This window comes from Stenotrophomonas sp. YJH_SMC_122 (genome assembly GCF_059369535.1).
The window spans coordinates 111,201-125,418 of sequence record NZ_JCAFST010000006.1; the positions used below are offsets into that span (position 1 = coordinate 111,201).

12 protein-coding genes are annotated in these 14,218 nt (G+C 69.2%); 7 read left to right on the forward strand and 5 right to left on the reverse strand.

The window, feature by feature from the left end; genetic code table 11:
- Positions 1-16 precede the first annotated feature (16 nt).
- Genes AC5P66_RS10200 through AC5P66_RS10225 form a run of 6 tightly spaced genes read left to right on the forward strand, consistent with a single transcriptional unit; the run spans position 17 to position 6,760 of the window.
- A complete protein-coding gene (locus AC5P66_RS10200) occupies positions 17-706 on the forward strand; it encodes an RDD family protein (protein WP_099494960.1) in 690 nt (229 codons plus the stop codon).
- A complete protein-coding gene (locus AC5P66_RS10205; protein ID WP_049414385.1) occupies positions 703-1,695 on the forward strand; it encodes a stage II sporulation protein M in 993 nt (330 codons plus the stop codon). The genes AC5P66_RS10200 and AC5P66_RS10205 overlap by 4 nt, the downstream gene beginning before the upstream one ends.
- On the forward strand, positions 1,685-3,301 hold the full coding sequence (locus AC5P66_RS10210; protein ID WP_049439477.1) for a DUF4129 domain-containing protein: 1,617 nt from the start codon (positions 1,685-1,687) through the stop codon (positions 3,299-3,301). The genes AC5P66_RS10205 and AC5P66_RS10210 overlap by 11 nt, the downstream gene beginning before the upstream one ends.
- The gene (locus AC5P66_RS10215) at positions 3,298-4,482 is read left to right on the forward strand and encodes a DUF4350 domain-containing protein (RefSeq protein ID WP_099494958.1); all 1,185 of its coding nucleotides are present in this window, start codon (positions 3,298-3,300) and stop codon (positions 4,480-4,482) included. Before AC5P66_RS10210 ends, AC5P66_RS10215 begins: the two co-directional genes overlap by 4 nt.
- The gene (locus tag AC5P66_RS10220) at positions 4,479-5,465 is read left to right on the forward strand and encodes an AAA family ATPase (protein WP_049414388.1); all 987 of its coding nucleotides are present in this window, start codon (positions 4,479-4,481) and stop codon (positions 5,463-5,465) included. The genes AC5P66_RS10215 and AC5P66_RS10220 overlap by 4 nt, the downstream gene beginning before the upstream one ends.
- Positions 5,462-6,760: a DUF58 domain-containing protein gene (locus tag AC5P66_RS10225; protein ID WP_049414389.1), complete on the forward strand. Its 1,299-nt coding sequence runs from the start codon at positions 5,462-5,464 to the stop codon at positions 6,758-6,760. Before AC5P66_RS10220 ends, AC5P66_RS10225 begins: the two co-directional genes overlap by 4 nt.
- A gap of 85 nt (positions 6,761-6,845) precedes the next feature.
- Here the strand turns inward: AC5P66_RS10225 and AC5P66_RS10230 are convergent, their stop codons facing one another.
- From AC5P66_RS10230 to AC5P66_RS10240, 3 genes are read right to left on the reverse strand one after another with little or no spacing between them, the layout of a single operon-like run.
- The gene (locus AC5P66_RS10230) at positions 6,846-7,493 is read right to left on the reverse strand and encodes a hypothetical protein (RefSeq protein WP_111096717.1); all 648 of its coding nucleotides are present in this window, start codon (positions 7,491-7,493) and stop codon (positions 6,846-6,848) included.
- Positions 7,493-8,671: a glutathionylspermidine synthase family protein gene (locus AC5P66_RS10235; protein ID WP_049414391.1), complete on the reverse strand. Its 1,179-nt coding sequence runs from the start codon at positions 8,669-8,671 to the stop codon at positions 7,493-7,495. Before AC5P66_RS10235 ends, AC5P66_RS10230 begins: the two co-directional genes overlap by 1 nt.
- Positions 8,672-8,678: 7 nt before the next feature.
- Positions 8,679-9,251: a DUF1190 domain-containing protein gene (locus AC5P66_RS10240; RefSeq protein WP_049439485.1), complete on the reverse strand. Its 573-nt coding sequence runs from the start codon at positions 9,249-9,251 to the stop codon at positions 8,679-8,681.
- Positions 9,252-9,659: 408 nt separating this feature from the next.
- On the opposite strand from AC5P66_RS10240, the gene ilvD reads away from it, so the two are divergent.
- The gene (gene ilvD / locus AC5P66_RS10245; protein ID WP_099494953.1) at positions 9,660-11,498 is read left to right on the forward strand and encodes a dihydroxy-acid dehydratase; all 1,839 of its coding nucleotides are present in this window, start codon (positions 9,660-9,662) and stop codon (positions 11,496-11,498) included.
- Between the two features lie 105 nt (positions 11,499-11,603).
- Here the strand turns inward: ilvD and dinG are convergent, their stop codons facing one another.
- On the reverse strand, positions 11,604-13,706 hold the full coding sequence (gene dinG, locus AC5P66_RS10250; RefSeq protein ID WP_099494952.1) for an ATP-dependent DNA helicase DinG: 2,103 nt from the start codon (positions 13,704-13,706) through the stop codon (positions 11,604-11,606).
- A 155-nt stretch (positions 13,707-13,861) separates the two neighbouring features.
- A complete protein-coding gene (locus tag AC5P66_RS10255; protein ID WP_049439388.1) occupies positions 13,862-14,215 on the reverse strand; it encodes a hypothetical protein in 354 nt (117 codons plus the stop codon).
- Positions 14,216-14,218: the final 3 nt, after the last annotated feature.

Genomic DNA, 14,218 nt, shown 5'->3' on the forward strand with positions numbered 1-14,218 from the left:
GAAGGCCATCGCACTGATGGCCGCACCGATGCTCGATACCTACCGCGAGGTGGTGACGCCGGAGGGTGTGCCGCTGCAGCTGCCGGCCGCCGGCCCGGTGCCACGGGCGATGGCTTGGCTGATCGATCTGGGCGTGCGCATCGCGGTGCTGGTGCTGATGTCGATTCCGCTGGCACTGCTGGATTCGTTCGGCTCCGGGCTCGGCCTGGTGCTGATGTTCCTGGTCTACTGGGCCTACCCGATCGTCTGCGAAGCGCGGTGGGGCCGTACCCTCGGCAAGCGCGCACTGGGCCTGCGCGTGCTCGCGCGCGATGGCGCGCCGGTGGGCTGGATGGCCGCCATCACCCGCAACCTGCTGCGCACCGTGGACATGCTGCCGTTCGGCTATGCACTGGGCCTGATCAGCAGCCTGTTCGATCCCCATGGCCGTCGCCTCGGCGATCTGGTGGCCGGCACCGTGGTGGTGCATGCGCCCGTGCTGTACCTGCCGCCTCCGCCCACCATCGACAGCGTGCTGGCCCCGCCGCAGCCGCTGCGACCGGAAGAGCAGGCCGCGCTGATGGCCTTCGCCGAGCGCGCGCCACGGCTGTCGGCGGCCCGCCAGCAGGAACTGGCCGGCATCGCCGAACCGCTGACCGGCACCCACGGCCAGGTCGGCGTACTGCGCCTGTATGCCATGGCCAACTGGCTGTTGGGGCGGCGATGAAGCAGGAACAGTTCGTCGCCCGCTACCAGCAGGAATGGCAGGACCTGGAACACTGGCTGCTGCTGCGTGCTGGTGCTGCGCGCCGCACGCGGCGCAAGGCCAGCGCGCTGGCGGTGGACGACACCGCCTTCCCGCAGCGCTACCGGCGCCTGTGCCAGCAGCTGGCACTGGCCCGCGAGCGCGGCTACAGCCCGCAGCTGGTGCAGCGCCTGCAGCAGTTGATGCAGCAGGGCCACAGCGTGCTGTACCGCACGCCGCCGACGCGCTGGCGCGGTGCACTTGAATTCCTGGTGGCCGACTTCCCGCTGCTGGTGCGCAGCCAGGCGCGCAGCATGTGGGTGGCACTGGCGATGTTCGCGCTGCCGGCGGTGGCCTGCTTCGTGCTGGCGCAGCTCTACCCGGACCTGATCCACATGGTGATGGACAACCGCCAGATCGCCGAGATGGAGCGCATGTACGATCCAGCGGCCGAACGCCTCGGGCGTGACAGCGGCACGGACTGGATGATGTTCGGCCACTACATCCTGAACAACATCAGCATCGCCCTGCGTACCTTCGCCAGTGGCCTGCTGGCCGGCCTGGGCACGCTGCTGGTGCTGCTGTTCAACGGCGTGATCATCGGTTCGGTGGCCGGCCACCTGCAGCACATCGGCCATGGCGATCCGTTCTGGCGCTTCGTCGCAGGCCATGGTGCCTTCGAGCTGACCGCGATCGTGATCGCCGGCGGTGCCGGCCTGCAGCTGGGCATGAAACTGCTGGCCCCCGGCCGGCGCAGCCGCCTGGATGCACTGGTCGAGGGCGGCCGCATCGGGGCCCGGCTGTGCCTGGGCGTGGCGTTCATGCTGCTGGTGGCCGCGTTCATCGAAGCGTTCTGGTCGTCGATTGCCGAAGTGCCGGCGTGGGGCAAGTTCAGCGTGGCCGGCGTGCTGTGGGCCGGCGTGCTGCTGTGGCTGTGGCGCGGCGGGCGCGGAGGCGGCAATGCGCATTGACCACCTGGACGTGGCGCTGCGCGCGCGCAGCGGCTGGGAAGCAATGGAGCTGGGCAGCGCCCTGTCCCGCCGCCACGCACGTGCGGTGTGGGGCAGCTGGCTGCTGGCCAGTGCGCCGCTGTTCGCGATCTTCAACGCGTTGGGCTGGTGGCTGGATGCGTTCGGGTGGGCGTGGCTGGCGATGTGGTGGTGCAAGCCGCTGTTCGAGCGCGCACCGCTGTACGTGCTGTCGCGCGGCATCTTCGGTGAGCCGGTGGGCGCGCTGGCAGCGCTGCGCGCGCAGCGCAGCTGGGGCAATGCAGGCTTCTGGGGCTACCTGGGCTGGCGCCGCTTCAGCGTGCTGCGCAGCCTGTGCCTGCCGGTGAACCTGCTGGAAGGCAACGCGCCGGCCCAGCGCGGTGCACGCCGCCGCGCCGTGGCGGCCGGTGCCGCGGGCGCCGCCGTCGTGCTGACCGTGGCCTGCATGGCCTTTGAAGCGGTGCTGGTGTCCGGTGCGATCGGCGCGGTGTTCATGTTCATGCCACTGGAGCTGATGTCCGAATCATGGCGTGCCGCATGGGACATGATCGGCCAGGACACGCCTGCCTGGGCGCAGCTGGGCTTCAACCTGGCGTGCTGGCTGGCATCGGTGCTGATCGGACCGTTCTATGTCGGCGCCGGCTTCGGCCTGTACTTGAACCGGCGTACGCAGATGGAAGCGTGGGACGTGGAGATCGCCCTGCGCCGCCTGCGCGAGCGGCTGCTGCCGGCAGCATCGACGCTGGTGCTGCTGCTGTGCCTTGCCCTGCCACTGGCCTCCGCGCCAGTGCATGCGCAGGACGCGCAGACGGTCGCTGAGCAGGCCGACGATGCCGAAGAGGACGAGGACAGCGCGGAAGAACCCGCCACTGCGGACAACGACCCGGCCAATACGCCGGCGATGATCTTCGGTGCGGCGCCGGTGGACACCGCCGGTTTCCGCCAGGCGGTGAACCGCGCCTATGAAGATCCGCTGCAGCGCCCGACCCGCCAGGTCACGCGCTGGAAGCCGATCGAACAGGCCGAGGAAAAAAAGAAGGAAGACAAGGCGCTGCAGAGCGACGGCAGCGACAAGGGCGAGCGCAGCAACCGCAAGGCCGGCATTGCCTGGCTGGCGCGCCTGGCCGAGTGGGGCCTGTGGGGCCTGCTGGGCGTCCTGCTGCTGGTGCTGTCGTTGACCGCTCGTCTGTGGCTGCCGTGGCTGCGCGGCAGTGGCCGGCGCAAGGCCGACGCTGCACCGCCGGTGGTGGAGGAACAGGTGGAGCTGCCGGTCGTGCTGCCGCCGGACGTGGCCACCCAGGCCGGCCTGCTGTGGGACCAGGGCCGGCCGCGTCAGGCGCTGGCCCTGCTGTACCGCGCCAGCGTGCGCACGGTGGGCGAGCGCAGCGGCATCGCGCTTCCGCCTGGTGCCACCGAAGCGCAATGCCTGCGCGCGTCGCGGCGCATGCCCGATGCCACCGACCGCGAGCTGTTCGCGCGCATCGTGCGCATGTGGCAGTACGCCGCCTACGGTGGCCGCCTGCCCAGCCGCGCCGATTTCGATACATTGGCCGACACCCTGCGCCAGCAGTACCGGTGGCTGGCATGAGCCCGCGCCTGTTCTGGTCGCTGCTGCTGGGCGCGCTGGTGCTGTTCGGCGTGCCGCTGACGATCCTTTACCTGCGCACGCACGAACGCGTGACCGAGACCGTACAGCTGCCGCCGCAGGGCGAGGCCGGTTACAACCCGCTGTACGTGCTTGGCCAGGCCCTGCGTGCCGATGGCATCGACGTGCACTCGCGGCCGCGGCTGGACCTGCAGCAGATGGCGCTGGGTCCGCGCGATACGGTGGTGCTGCTGCAGGACAGCAGCGAACTGCCGGTACCGGCGGCCAGGGCCCTGCTGGCCTGGGTCGATGGGGGTGGCCATCTGCTGGTGCGTACGCCGCCGCCCGCCGAGGACGACGCCAGCAGTACGCAGGGACCGCTGCTGGACCAGCTGGGCGTGGACAGCCTGTACCAGCAGAGCGACTGCCAGCCGTTCCACGTCATCGACGATCCCAGCCATGTGGAGTTCTGCGGTGGTCGCCGCTTCACGCTGGGCTTTGCAGCCCGTACACGAGCCGAACGGCGTTGGGGCAACGAGCGCAACCTGGTGTTCGCGCGACTGCGCCACGGGCAGGGCAAGGTGAGCGTGCTGGCCGACATGGAATTCATGCGCGGCGAGGTGGATTCGCCGGCGGCACGCCTGGCGTCGGCCGCGGGCAAGGCCAGTGATGGCCTGCACGATCTCTCGCACCGCGACCTGACCCGTTATCTGCTCGATCCGAACTACGGCAAGGGCACCTTCTGGCTGGTCTACGCCAGCCGCCCGCCGTCGCTGTGGGCGCGCCTGTTCTACCACGGCTGGCCGCTGTGGGCGCCGCTGCTGCTGGCGCTGCTGGGCTGGCTGTGGGGCCGTTCGCAACGCTTCGGCAGCCGCCTGCCGTCGCCGGTGCTGGAACGCCGCTCGCTGCTGGAACACGTGCGTGCCAGCGGCGAGCTGCTGCTGCGCTTCGGCCACGGCGCGCGCCTGTATGACGCCGTGCTCGCCCTGTTCCTGCATCGCCTGCGCCTGCGCGCGCCGGTGGCTGCCGCACTGGAGGGCGCCCCCCGCGAACAGGCCATCGCCGAACTGCTGAAGTGGCCGCAAGGCCGCGTTGCCAGCGCGCTCACGCCCCCTCCGCCGCACGATTCCTCCGCCCTGCGCGAGCGCATCCGCTTGCTGCTCCAGATGAGATCCCTGCTATGACCGAAGTTCCCGAGCTGCCGGCGGCCGCCAATGCCCGCCTGATCGAACGCGTCGATGCCATCCGCGATGCCGTCGGCCACGCCTTCATTGGCCAGGCCGAGGTGCTGGACCAGATCCTGGTGGCGCTGCTGGCCGGTGGCCACGTGCTGATCGAGGGCGTTCCCGGGCTGGGCAAGACCCTGCTGGTGCGTGCGCTCGCGCAGGCGCTGGAGCTGGATTACGGCCGCGTGCAGTTCACCCCTGACCTGATGCCCAGCGACGTCAGTGGCCACGCGGTGTACGACCCGAAGAGCGAGAGCTTCAGGATCCGCCGTGGCCCGGTGTTCACCAACCTGCTGTTGGCCGACGAGATCAACCGTGCGCCGGCCAAGACCCAGTCGGCACTGCTGGAAGTGATGCAGGAAGGCCAGGTGACCATCGAAGGCAAGGCGTTCACCCTGGCGCCGCCGTTCATGGCGCTGGCCACGCAGAACCCGCTGGAGCAGGAAGGTACCTACCCGCTGCCAGAGGCACAGCTGGACCGCTTCCTGCTGAAGGTGCTGATCGACTACCCGCAGCTGGAGGACGAGAAGCGCATGGTGACCGCGATCACCAGTGGCCGTGCCGCCAGCGATTTCGACCTGAGCCAGGTGCCGCGTGTATTGGGGGCTGGCGAGCTGCTGGAACTGCAGCGTGCGACCGCGGCGATCACCGTCGATGACGAAGTGATCGACTACGCGGTGCGGATTGTGGCGGCCACGAGGCAGTGGCCGGGCATCGCGGTCGGCGCTGGCCCGCGCGGCAGCATCGCGCTGGTGCGTGCCTCGCGCGCGCAGGCGGTGCTGGCCGGCCGTGACTTCGTCACGCCGGACGACGTGCGCGACATTGCCCGCCCGGCACTGCGCCACCGCATCGCGCTGGCCCCGGAACTGCAGATCGAGGGCCAGGACGCCGACGATGTGCTGGGCGCACTGCTGGCCAAGGTGGAAGCACCGCGCCGATGAGGCCGGCCCCGCTGCTGCTGGCGCTGCTGCTGGCCTGGGCCGCCCTGGGCGGCCTGGTGCTGGGCGGGTTGCTGCCGCGCTGGAGCTGGGCGCTGGCCGCCGTGGCCATCGCGCTGCCAGCGCTGTTCGACCTGTGGCGGCAGTCGCGGCGTGCGTCGCCGCAGGTACAGCGCGAACTGCCCGAAGCGCTGGCGCTGGGCGTGCGCCGCGAGGCGGCGCTGCGGCTGCAGGCCGAGCAAGCGATGACGGTGCAGGTGTTCGACCTGGTCCCCGGCGGCTGGCCGCTGGAATCGCTGCCACAGCGCGCGCGCCTGCGGGCCGGTAGCGCCTCCACGCTGCACTATCACCTGCAGCCGCTGCAGCGCGGGCACTTCCGCTTCGAAGGCGTGCACCTGCGCATGCGCTCGCCGTGGCGCCTGTGGTGGCAGCAACGCACGCTGCCGCCCGTACTGGACGTGCGGGTCTATCCGAACTTCGTCCCGCTCACCCGCTTCGCATTGTTCAGTGCCGACCAGGCCTCGCGGCTGGTCGGTGCACACGTGAAGCGCCGCCGTGGTGAAGGCACCGACTTCCACCAGATGCGCGAGTATCGCGTCGGCGACAGCCTGCGCCAGCTGGACTGGAAGGCCACCGCGCGCGCGCGCAAGCTGATCTCGCGCGAGTACCAGGACGAGAAGAACCAGCAGTTGCTGCTGATGCTCGACAGTGGCCGGCGCATGCTGGCCAGCGAAGGCGGGCTCTCGCACTTCGACCATGCCCTGAATGCCTCGCTGGTGGTGGCCTACCTGGCGCTGCGCCAGGGCGATGCCGCCGGCCTGTTCGCTGCCGGTGGCGAACGCCGCTGGGTCGCGCCGCAGCGTGGCATGGGCACGGTCGAGCACCTGCTGCGCGCCAGCTACGACCTGCAGCCGCGCGCGGTGGCCACTGATTACCTGGCCGCTGCCACCGAGGTGTCGCTGCGCCAGCGCCGGCGAGCACTGGTGATGCTGGTCAGCAACGTGCGCGACGAGGACATCGAAGACCTGCTGGCGGCGGTGCGCCTGCTGCAACGGCGCCACCTGGTGTGCGTGGCCAGCCTGCGCGAGCGCGAGCTGGACGGCGTGCTGGAGGGCGAAGTGCAGACACTGGAAGACGCCACCCAGGCCGGTGCCGCCGCGCTGTACCTGCAGCAGCGCGCGAAGGCGCACGAAGCGCTGCGCAGCGAGAAGGTGATGGTGCTGGACGTCACCGCCGACGCCCTGCCCGGCGCGCTGGTGGAGCGCTATCTGGCGGTGAAGCGCGAAGGGCTGCTCTGAGCCGAGCGTGGGCTCGGCTCTACACGAATCGGGTTGTCCGTAACGCCGAGCCCATGCTCGGCTGCCGGCCAGCGGCCGGCACTACCTACCCCTGCAGCAAGCGCCGCTGCAACCGCTCCACCGCACGCTGCAGCAGCACCCGGTTGCGGGCCAGCTTCATCCACTGCGGCAGGCGCGAGAACATGGATCGATGATGGCCGCGGCCCTCGCGTAGCGTCGCGCCCGCGTATTCGTGCAGTGCCTGCAGATGTTCGGCGTTGTAGGCCCACAGCAGGCCCGCGCGGGTCGATTCGACCAGGCGCAGCGGCAGACCGAAATGCGGATCTGCAGCCTCTGCTTCACGCAGCGGGGAAGCCGTGACCGAAACATCACTGGTTCGTCCGCACTGCTCACAGCGAGCAGGAAAAGTGGTCGGTGCGGGTACACCCGATGCAATGTGCCGATTGACGCACAGCCATTGATGCCCGCAGTAGCCGCACGGCCGATGTCCCTGCAGGCGCATCGCACCGACCCAGTCCGTGCCATCCAGGGACGCACTGCAACCGGTGCAGCGGAACCGCGCTGACGTCCTGCAGCAAGTCTTGCTGGTAACCACCCAGCCCGGCGTATCGCAACGATGGCAGCGCACGGCGACCCGGTCGGAGAACGACCGAAGACCACGACCATCATCAAAATGTCGCCCTGCCACCGGCGTCGCTCGTCCTCGTCGTCCTTGGGGGCGCCGCACCGTCATCAGACGTAGATCCGCGTTGGCGCCTCGTCGACGATCGCGTGCGGCACGAAGCGCGCACTGTCGCGGGTGATCGCGCTGTCGTCCTCGCGGATGCCGATGCCGCAGGCGTGGTCACCCACCACCCAGCTGCCGATCAGCGGGTAGCCGCCTTCGAAGCGGGTGAGCGGGTGGGCGCGCTGGATGATCGCCGGGCCGTCGTAGGGACCGTCGCTGCGCTGGGTGCTGCCATCGGCCAGGTGCATCTCGATATTGGCACCTTCGCGCGAGAACAGCGGCTTGCGCACCCAGCCCGACGCCAGCGCGCTGCCGTCGTCGAAATGCGCTTCCAGCAGGTTCGGATGGCCCACGTTGCGTTGCCACAGCAGCGGCAGGATGCCCTTGTTGCTCAGCACCGCCTTCCAGGCCGGCTCCAGCAGCTGCACGCCCGAAGCGGGCAGCGCGCGGCCGAATTCCTCGGCCATCAGGTCTTCCAGCGGATACAGCTTGAACAGCGTGCCGATCACCGAATCATCCAGCGCGGTGAAGCGGCCATCCTCGGACAGGCCGATGTCCTCGATCGCGATGGCCTGGCCATGCAGGCCGGCCTGCGACGCGCAGTCGCGCAGGTACTCGACCGTGCCGCGGTCTTCTTCCGAGCTTCCCACCGCGCTGAAGTACAGCGGCGGCGGCAGCCGCGTGGCCAGTTCGCCGAAGCGCTCGACCAGCGCCTCATGGATCGCATTGAACTGGTCGGCATGCTGCGGCAGGCGGCCGGCGTTGCGCTGGTCTTCCAGCCACTGCCACTGGAAGAAGCTGGCCTCGAACAGCGAGGTCGGCGTATCGTAGTTCAGCTCGTACAGTTTGGCCGGGCCGGTGCCGTCGTAGGCCAGGTCCAGGCGGCCGTAAAGGTGCGGCTGGCGCTGGCGCCAGCTGTCGGCGATCCAGTCGCGGTAATGCGACGGAATCGCCAGCTGGTCCATCAACCGCTCGCTGCCGATGACATCACCGACCAGGTCCAGCGCCATCTGGTGCAGCTCGGCACTGGGGTCTTCGATGTCCTGTTCGATCTGGCGCAGGGTGAACGCGTAGTACGCGCTTTCATCCCAGTAGGGCTGGCCATCGATGGTATGGAAACGGAAACCCGCTTCCTCCGCGCGTGCCCGCCACTGGGCACGCTCGGCAATCCGGATGCGCTGCATGGACCGGTCAGCCGCCGTAGCTGCCGCTGGTGCTGCGGCGTGCGCTGGTGTTGCCGAAGCCACCACGGCTGGCAGTGACCGCACGGTTCGGCTCGCTGGTGACCGGCGTCAGGCCGGCCTTGCCGGCACCGATGCCGCTGGCGGTGTTCAGGCCACCGGTGCCGCCCGGTGCCGGGCGCGCCCAGCCAGCGTTCTTGTCCTGGTAGGCCGGTGCCGACGCCGGCGCCTGCGGGGCCAGGCCGCCGCGGTTGCTCAGCATCTGCGACATGAAGAAGCCCATCATCATCGGGCCGATGAACGAGGTGCCGGCCGAGGTGTGCTGCTGCACGCACTGCTCCGGCTTGTAATCCTTCTCGCAGGCTTCCTTGCTGGCGTACTTCGGCGCCGCATCGGCGGCCTGCTTCTGCGCTTCGGCGAAGGCATTGCGGCACGACGACGGGTCACCGGTGGCCTCGGTGCAGGCCTCGACCGACGTGTACAGGCCTTCCTGCACCTTCACTTCCGGCTCCTTCTGGCAGGCGGTGAACAGCAGCGGCGCGGCGCTCATCAGCAGCAGCGCGGTGGTGCGGGAACGTTTCATGGCCTCATGCCCTGTCGATGGATCAATGCCCCAATGATGCCAAATCCGGGCGAGCAACCGGAATCGGCAAAGTGCGAAAGATGAACGGCCTTTCATTTTCGTCGGCATTGGGGTCAGAGCCCATCGCGCTGCGATGGGATCCGACCCCGGGCGGCACACCGCACTGGTAGGTGCCAACCTTGGTTGGCACACGCCCCGCGGCGCCCCGCTATGCCCGGCGCGCGCAGCCAAGTCTCCGGCGAGAAGCCCCCTTGTTGTTCAAGGGGGCGCGCCGCAGGCGCGGGGATAAGGGGAAATGCGCGGACCACCAAGCCGCTGCAAGCGGTGAAGGTGGTTGCAGCAGCAACCGAAAAAATTGGCCATGATCGGGCGACCCCCACGCCGTACGGCCCGCCCGTTCCGCCCGCCATGCCCGAATACCGTTCCCGCACCTCCACCGCCGGCCGCAACATGGCCGGCGCCCGCGCCCTGTGGCGTGCCACCGGCATGAAGGACGGCGACTTCCACAAGCCGATCATCGCCATCGCCAACTCCTTCACCCAGTTCGTGCCCGGCCACGTGCACCTGAAGGACCTCGGCCAGCTGGTCGCGCGCGAAATCGAACAGGTCGGTGGCGTCGCCAAGGAATTCAACACCATCGCCGTGGACGACGGCATCGCGATGGGCCACGACGGCATGCTGTACTCGCTGCCCAGCCGCGAGATCATCGCCGACGCCGTGGAGTACATGGTCAACGCGCACTGCGCCGACGCACTGGTGTGCATCAGCAACTGCGACAAGATCACCCCCGGCATGCTGATGGCCGCGCTGCGCCTGGACATCCCGGTGGTGTTCGTCTCCGGCGGGCCGATGGAAGCGGGCAAGACCAGGCTGTCCGAGCACAAGCTGGATCTGGTCGACGCGATGGTGGTGGCCGCCGATGACAGCGCCTCCGACGAGAAGGTCGCGGCGTTCGAGCGCAGCGCCTGCCCCACCTGCGGTTCCTGCTCGGGCATGTTCACCGCCAACTCGATGAACTGCCTGACCGAAGCGCTGGGCCTGTCGCTGCCGGGCAACGGCACCACGCTGGCCACCCACGCCGACCGCGAAGCGCTGTTCCGCCGCGCCGGCCGCCTGATCGTCGAACTCTGCCACCGCTGGTATGGCGGCGAAGACCCGAGCGCGCTGCCGCGCGGGATCGCCACCCAGGCCGCGTTCGCCAATGCGATGACCCTGGACATCGCCATGGGCGGCTCCACCAACACCATCCTGCATCTGCTGGCCGCAGCGCAGGAAGCGGAGGTCGACTTCGACCTGACCCACATCGACGCGCTGTCGCGACGCGTCCCGCAGCTGTGCAAGGTGGCGCCGAACACACCGAAGTACCACATCGAGGACGTGCACCGCGCCGGCGGCGTGTTCGGCATCCTCGGTGAGCTGGATCGCGCCGGCCTGCTCGATACCACAGTGCCGACCGTGCACAGCGCCAGCCTGGCCGAAGCGCTGGAACGCTGGGACGTGGTGCGCAGTGACAACGACACCCTGCATACCTTCTTCAAGGCCGGTCCGGCCGGCATCCCCACCCAGGAGGCCTTCAGCCAGGCCACGCGCTGGCCCGCGCTGGACCTGGACCGCGCCGAGGGCTGCATCCGTTCGCTGCAACATGCGTATTCGCTGGAAGGTGGCCTCGCCGTGCTGCGCGGCAACCTGGCCGTCGATGGCTGCGTGGTGAAGACCGCCGGCGTGGACGAATCGATCCACGTGTTCGAAGGCCCCGCGCGCGTCTATGAAAGCCAGGACGCCGCCGTCGCCGGCATCCTCGCCGACGAGGTGCAGCCGGGCGAGGTGGTGGTGATCCGCTACGAAGGGCCGAAGGGCGGCCCGGGCATGCAGGAGATGCTGTACCCGACCAGCTACCTGAAATCGAAGGGACTGGGCAAGCAGTGTGCGCTGCTCACCGACGGCCGCTTCTCCGGCGGCACCTCGGGCCTGTCGATCGGCCACGTCTCGCCGGAAGCGGCCAGTGGCGGTGTCATCGGCCTGGTGGAAGACGGCGACCGCATCCGCATCGACATCCCGGCCCGCCGCATCGACCTGCTGCTGGATGAGGCCACGCTGGCCCAGCGCCGCGCCGACGCCGATGCGAGCGGCTGGAAGCCACGCGCGCCGCGCCCGCGCAAGGTCACCAGCGCGTTGAAGGCCTACGCCCTGCTCGCCACCAGCGCCGACAAGGGCGCCGTACGCAACACCGCCCTGCTCGGCGATTGATCCCTGCGCGGTAGTGCCGGCCGCTGGCCGGCACCTGTGAAAAAGGGGACGGAGGGGATTAAGTCGTCTGTGCCTGAAACGACTTAATCCCCTCCGTCCCTTTTTTCAGCCGATCACGCGCTTGAACGGTGGTAGCGCGTCGATGATGCGCTTGCCGTAGCGGCGGGTCAGCAGCCGCGAATCGAGGATGATCACGCGGCCGGTGTCGGTGGAGGTGCGGATCAGGCGGCCGGCGAACTGGGTCAGCGTGCGCAGCGCGTGCGGGATGGCGATCAGGTTGAAGGCATTCAGCCCACGCCCTTCGAACCACTCGCTGAGGGTGGCGGTCTGCGGGTCGGTCGGCACCGCGAACGGCACCTGGGTGATCACCACCGTGGTGCAGGCTTCGCCGGGCAGGTCGAGGCCTTCACCGAACGAATTCAGCCCGAACAGCACCGAGCCTTCGCCTGCCTCAACGCGCCGCAGGTGTTCCTCGATCAGGCGGGTCTTGGACATCTCGCCCTGCACCAGCACCTGCTTGCGCCGCGCGGCCGGCATCAGACCGGCCACCTTCTCCATCTTCCAGCGCGAAGTGAACAGCACCATCGAGCCCTTGCGCCAGTCCAGCTCGGTGTCGAGATAGCGCGCCACTTCGCGCGGATGGCCTTCGCGGTCGTCCGGGGTAACCGGGAACTTCGGCACGATCAGCTCGGCCTGGTTGGGCAGGTCGAAGGGCGACGACAGCGAGACCATCTCGGCTTCTTCCGGAATGCCGTTGTCGATCGCCAGCGACTGGAAATCACCACCGCCGGTCAGCGTCGCCGAGGTCATCACCACCGAGTCCACTTCATCCCACAGCAGCTTGCGCAGCACGTGCGCGGCCGACACCGGTGAGCCGTGCAGCACCAGGTCGCCGTCGCGGGTGGCGGTGACCCAGCGCGCCATCGGCGGCGCGCCGTCCTTGTCCTCGCGGCGCCAGGCCTGCCACAGGTTGTACTGCTGCTCGATCATTTCCAGCGCCATGCCCAGGTTGCGCTGCAGGCGCTCGCGTGCGGCATCGTCCGGCTTGCCCTTGGCCACCTGCGCGGTGGCGGCATGCGCCCAGTTGTAGAGGCTGCGGGTATCGTCGGCCAGCGCCTCGATCGGCTCGCGCCAGGCCTCGGGCAGGCGCCCGTTGGCCGCGCGCCACATCGGCTCTTCGTCCGCCGGTGCCGGCATCCACACGCGCTCGATGTGATCGCGGAACGCGCGCAGCTGCTTGGCGACGTTGCTGGCGACCTCGATCGCTTCGTTCGGCAGCAGATTGCCAAGGCGGTCCTTGTCGACCGCGCGGTAGGCACCGGCAATCAGGATCTGCAGGCGGCCGGTGCGCTTGGCCATTTCATCCAGCGCCAGGCTGGCCGCACCCTGGTCGATGGCCACGTTGCCGATGTGATGGCCTTCGTCCAGCACCAGCAGCATGTCCGACGGCGGCGCAATCAACGGCTGGCCGTTGTCGCTGTCACCGATCGACAACGCCGACAGCAGCAGCGCGTGGTTGGTGACCACGATCTGCGCATCGCGCACGGTATTGCGCGAACGCAGCACCGCGCACTGCGCCGAATACGCACAACGGCGCCCGGCGCAGCCCGAAGCCGGCGTGGTGATGCGGCTGCGCAGGCCGGGGCTGATGGTCTCCGGCGCATTGTCGATATCGCCGTCCCAGCTGCCGCCGGTGAAGGCGTCGGTCAGGCGCTTGGCGATGTCCATCTCGATCGGCGCCAGCGGCCGGTCGAACAGCGGTGCATCATCCTCGAACATGCCGCCCTGCGAGCCCTCGCCCTGTGCTTCGGCGGCGTTGCGCGTGCACAGGTAGCGGGTACGGCCCTTGGCCAGCGCCACGGTTGCTTCCAGGCCGGTGGCCTTGAGGAAATTCGGGATATCGCGCTCAACCAGCTGCGACTGCAGCGCTACGGTGCCGGTGCTGATCACCAGCTTCTTCCTGGTGGCCAGCGCAATGGGTACGCCGGCGGTGAGGTAGCCCAAGCTCTTGCCGACGCCGGTCGGCGCCTCGACCACGCCAACGCCACCGCTTTTCGACAGCGCGCGCGACACCACGCCGATCATCTGGCTCTGCGAGCGACGGGTGGAGAAGCCGGGGGTATTGGCCTGCAGCGTCGTGTACGCCTTGCGGATCGCGTCCTTCAAGGTGTCATCGAGCGTGCGCGGAGCGGCGACGGTTTCGGTCACGCCGGGAATTACCGTGGCTGGATCGGGCCGGTCATTGTCGCATGGCCGGCCATGTCCGCCGCCGCTGGCTGCCTGAACGGGGCAGCGGCGACGCCCGGCGGCTGGATGAACACACCGTACGCTGCTGGCGACGGCCCTGGGCCGTCACCGGGGTGTCACTGCACCGCGTTGCCGCGCAGCCGCAGCAGGCGCACCAGCGCCCACACCAGCAGCACCACGCCGATGGCCTCGACCATCGCCAGCGCGAAGTGCAGTACGCCGAAGATGGCGCTCATGCCCGAGATGGCGCTGAAGTTGCCACTGCTGACCAGCCACATCGGCAGGAGGCCCGCGGCCAGGCCGCCCAGGCTGGACAACAGCAAAAGCAGCAGGCCGACCAGCGCGCCGGTGCGGGTGGCATCGCGCGGTGCACCGACCACCCAGACCAGGCCGACGCACAGCGCGATCAGCACCGGCAGGCGCACACCGACCATGCTCAGCACGGTCACCATCAGGGTCGTGCCGTCCATCGA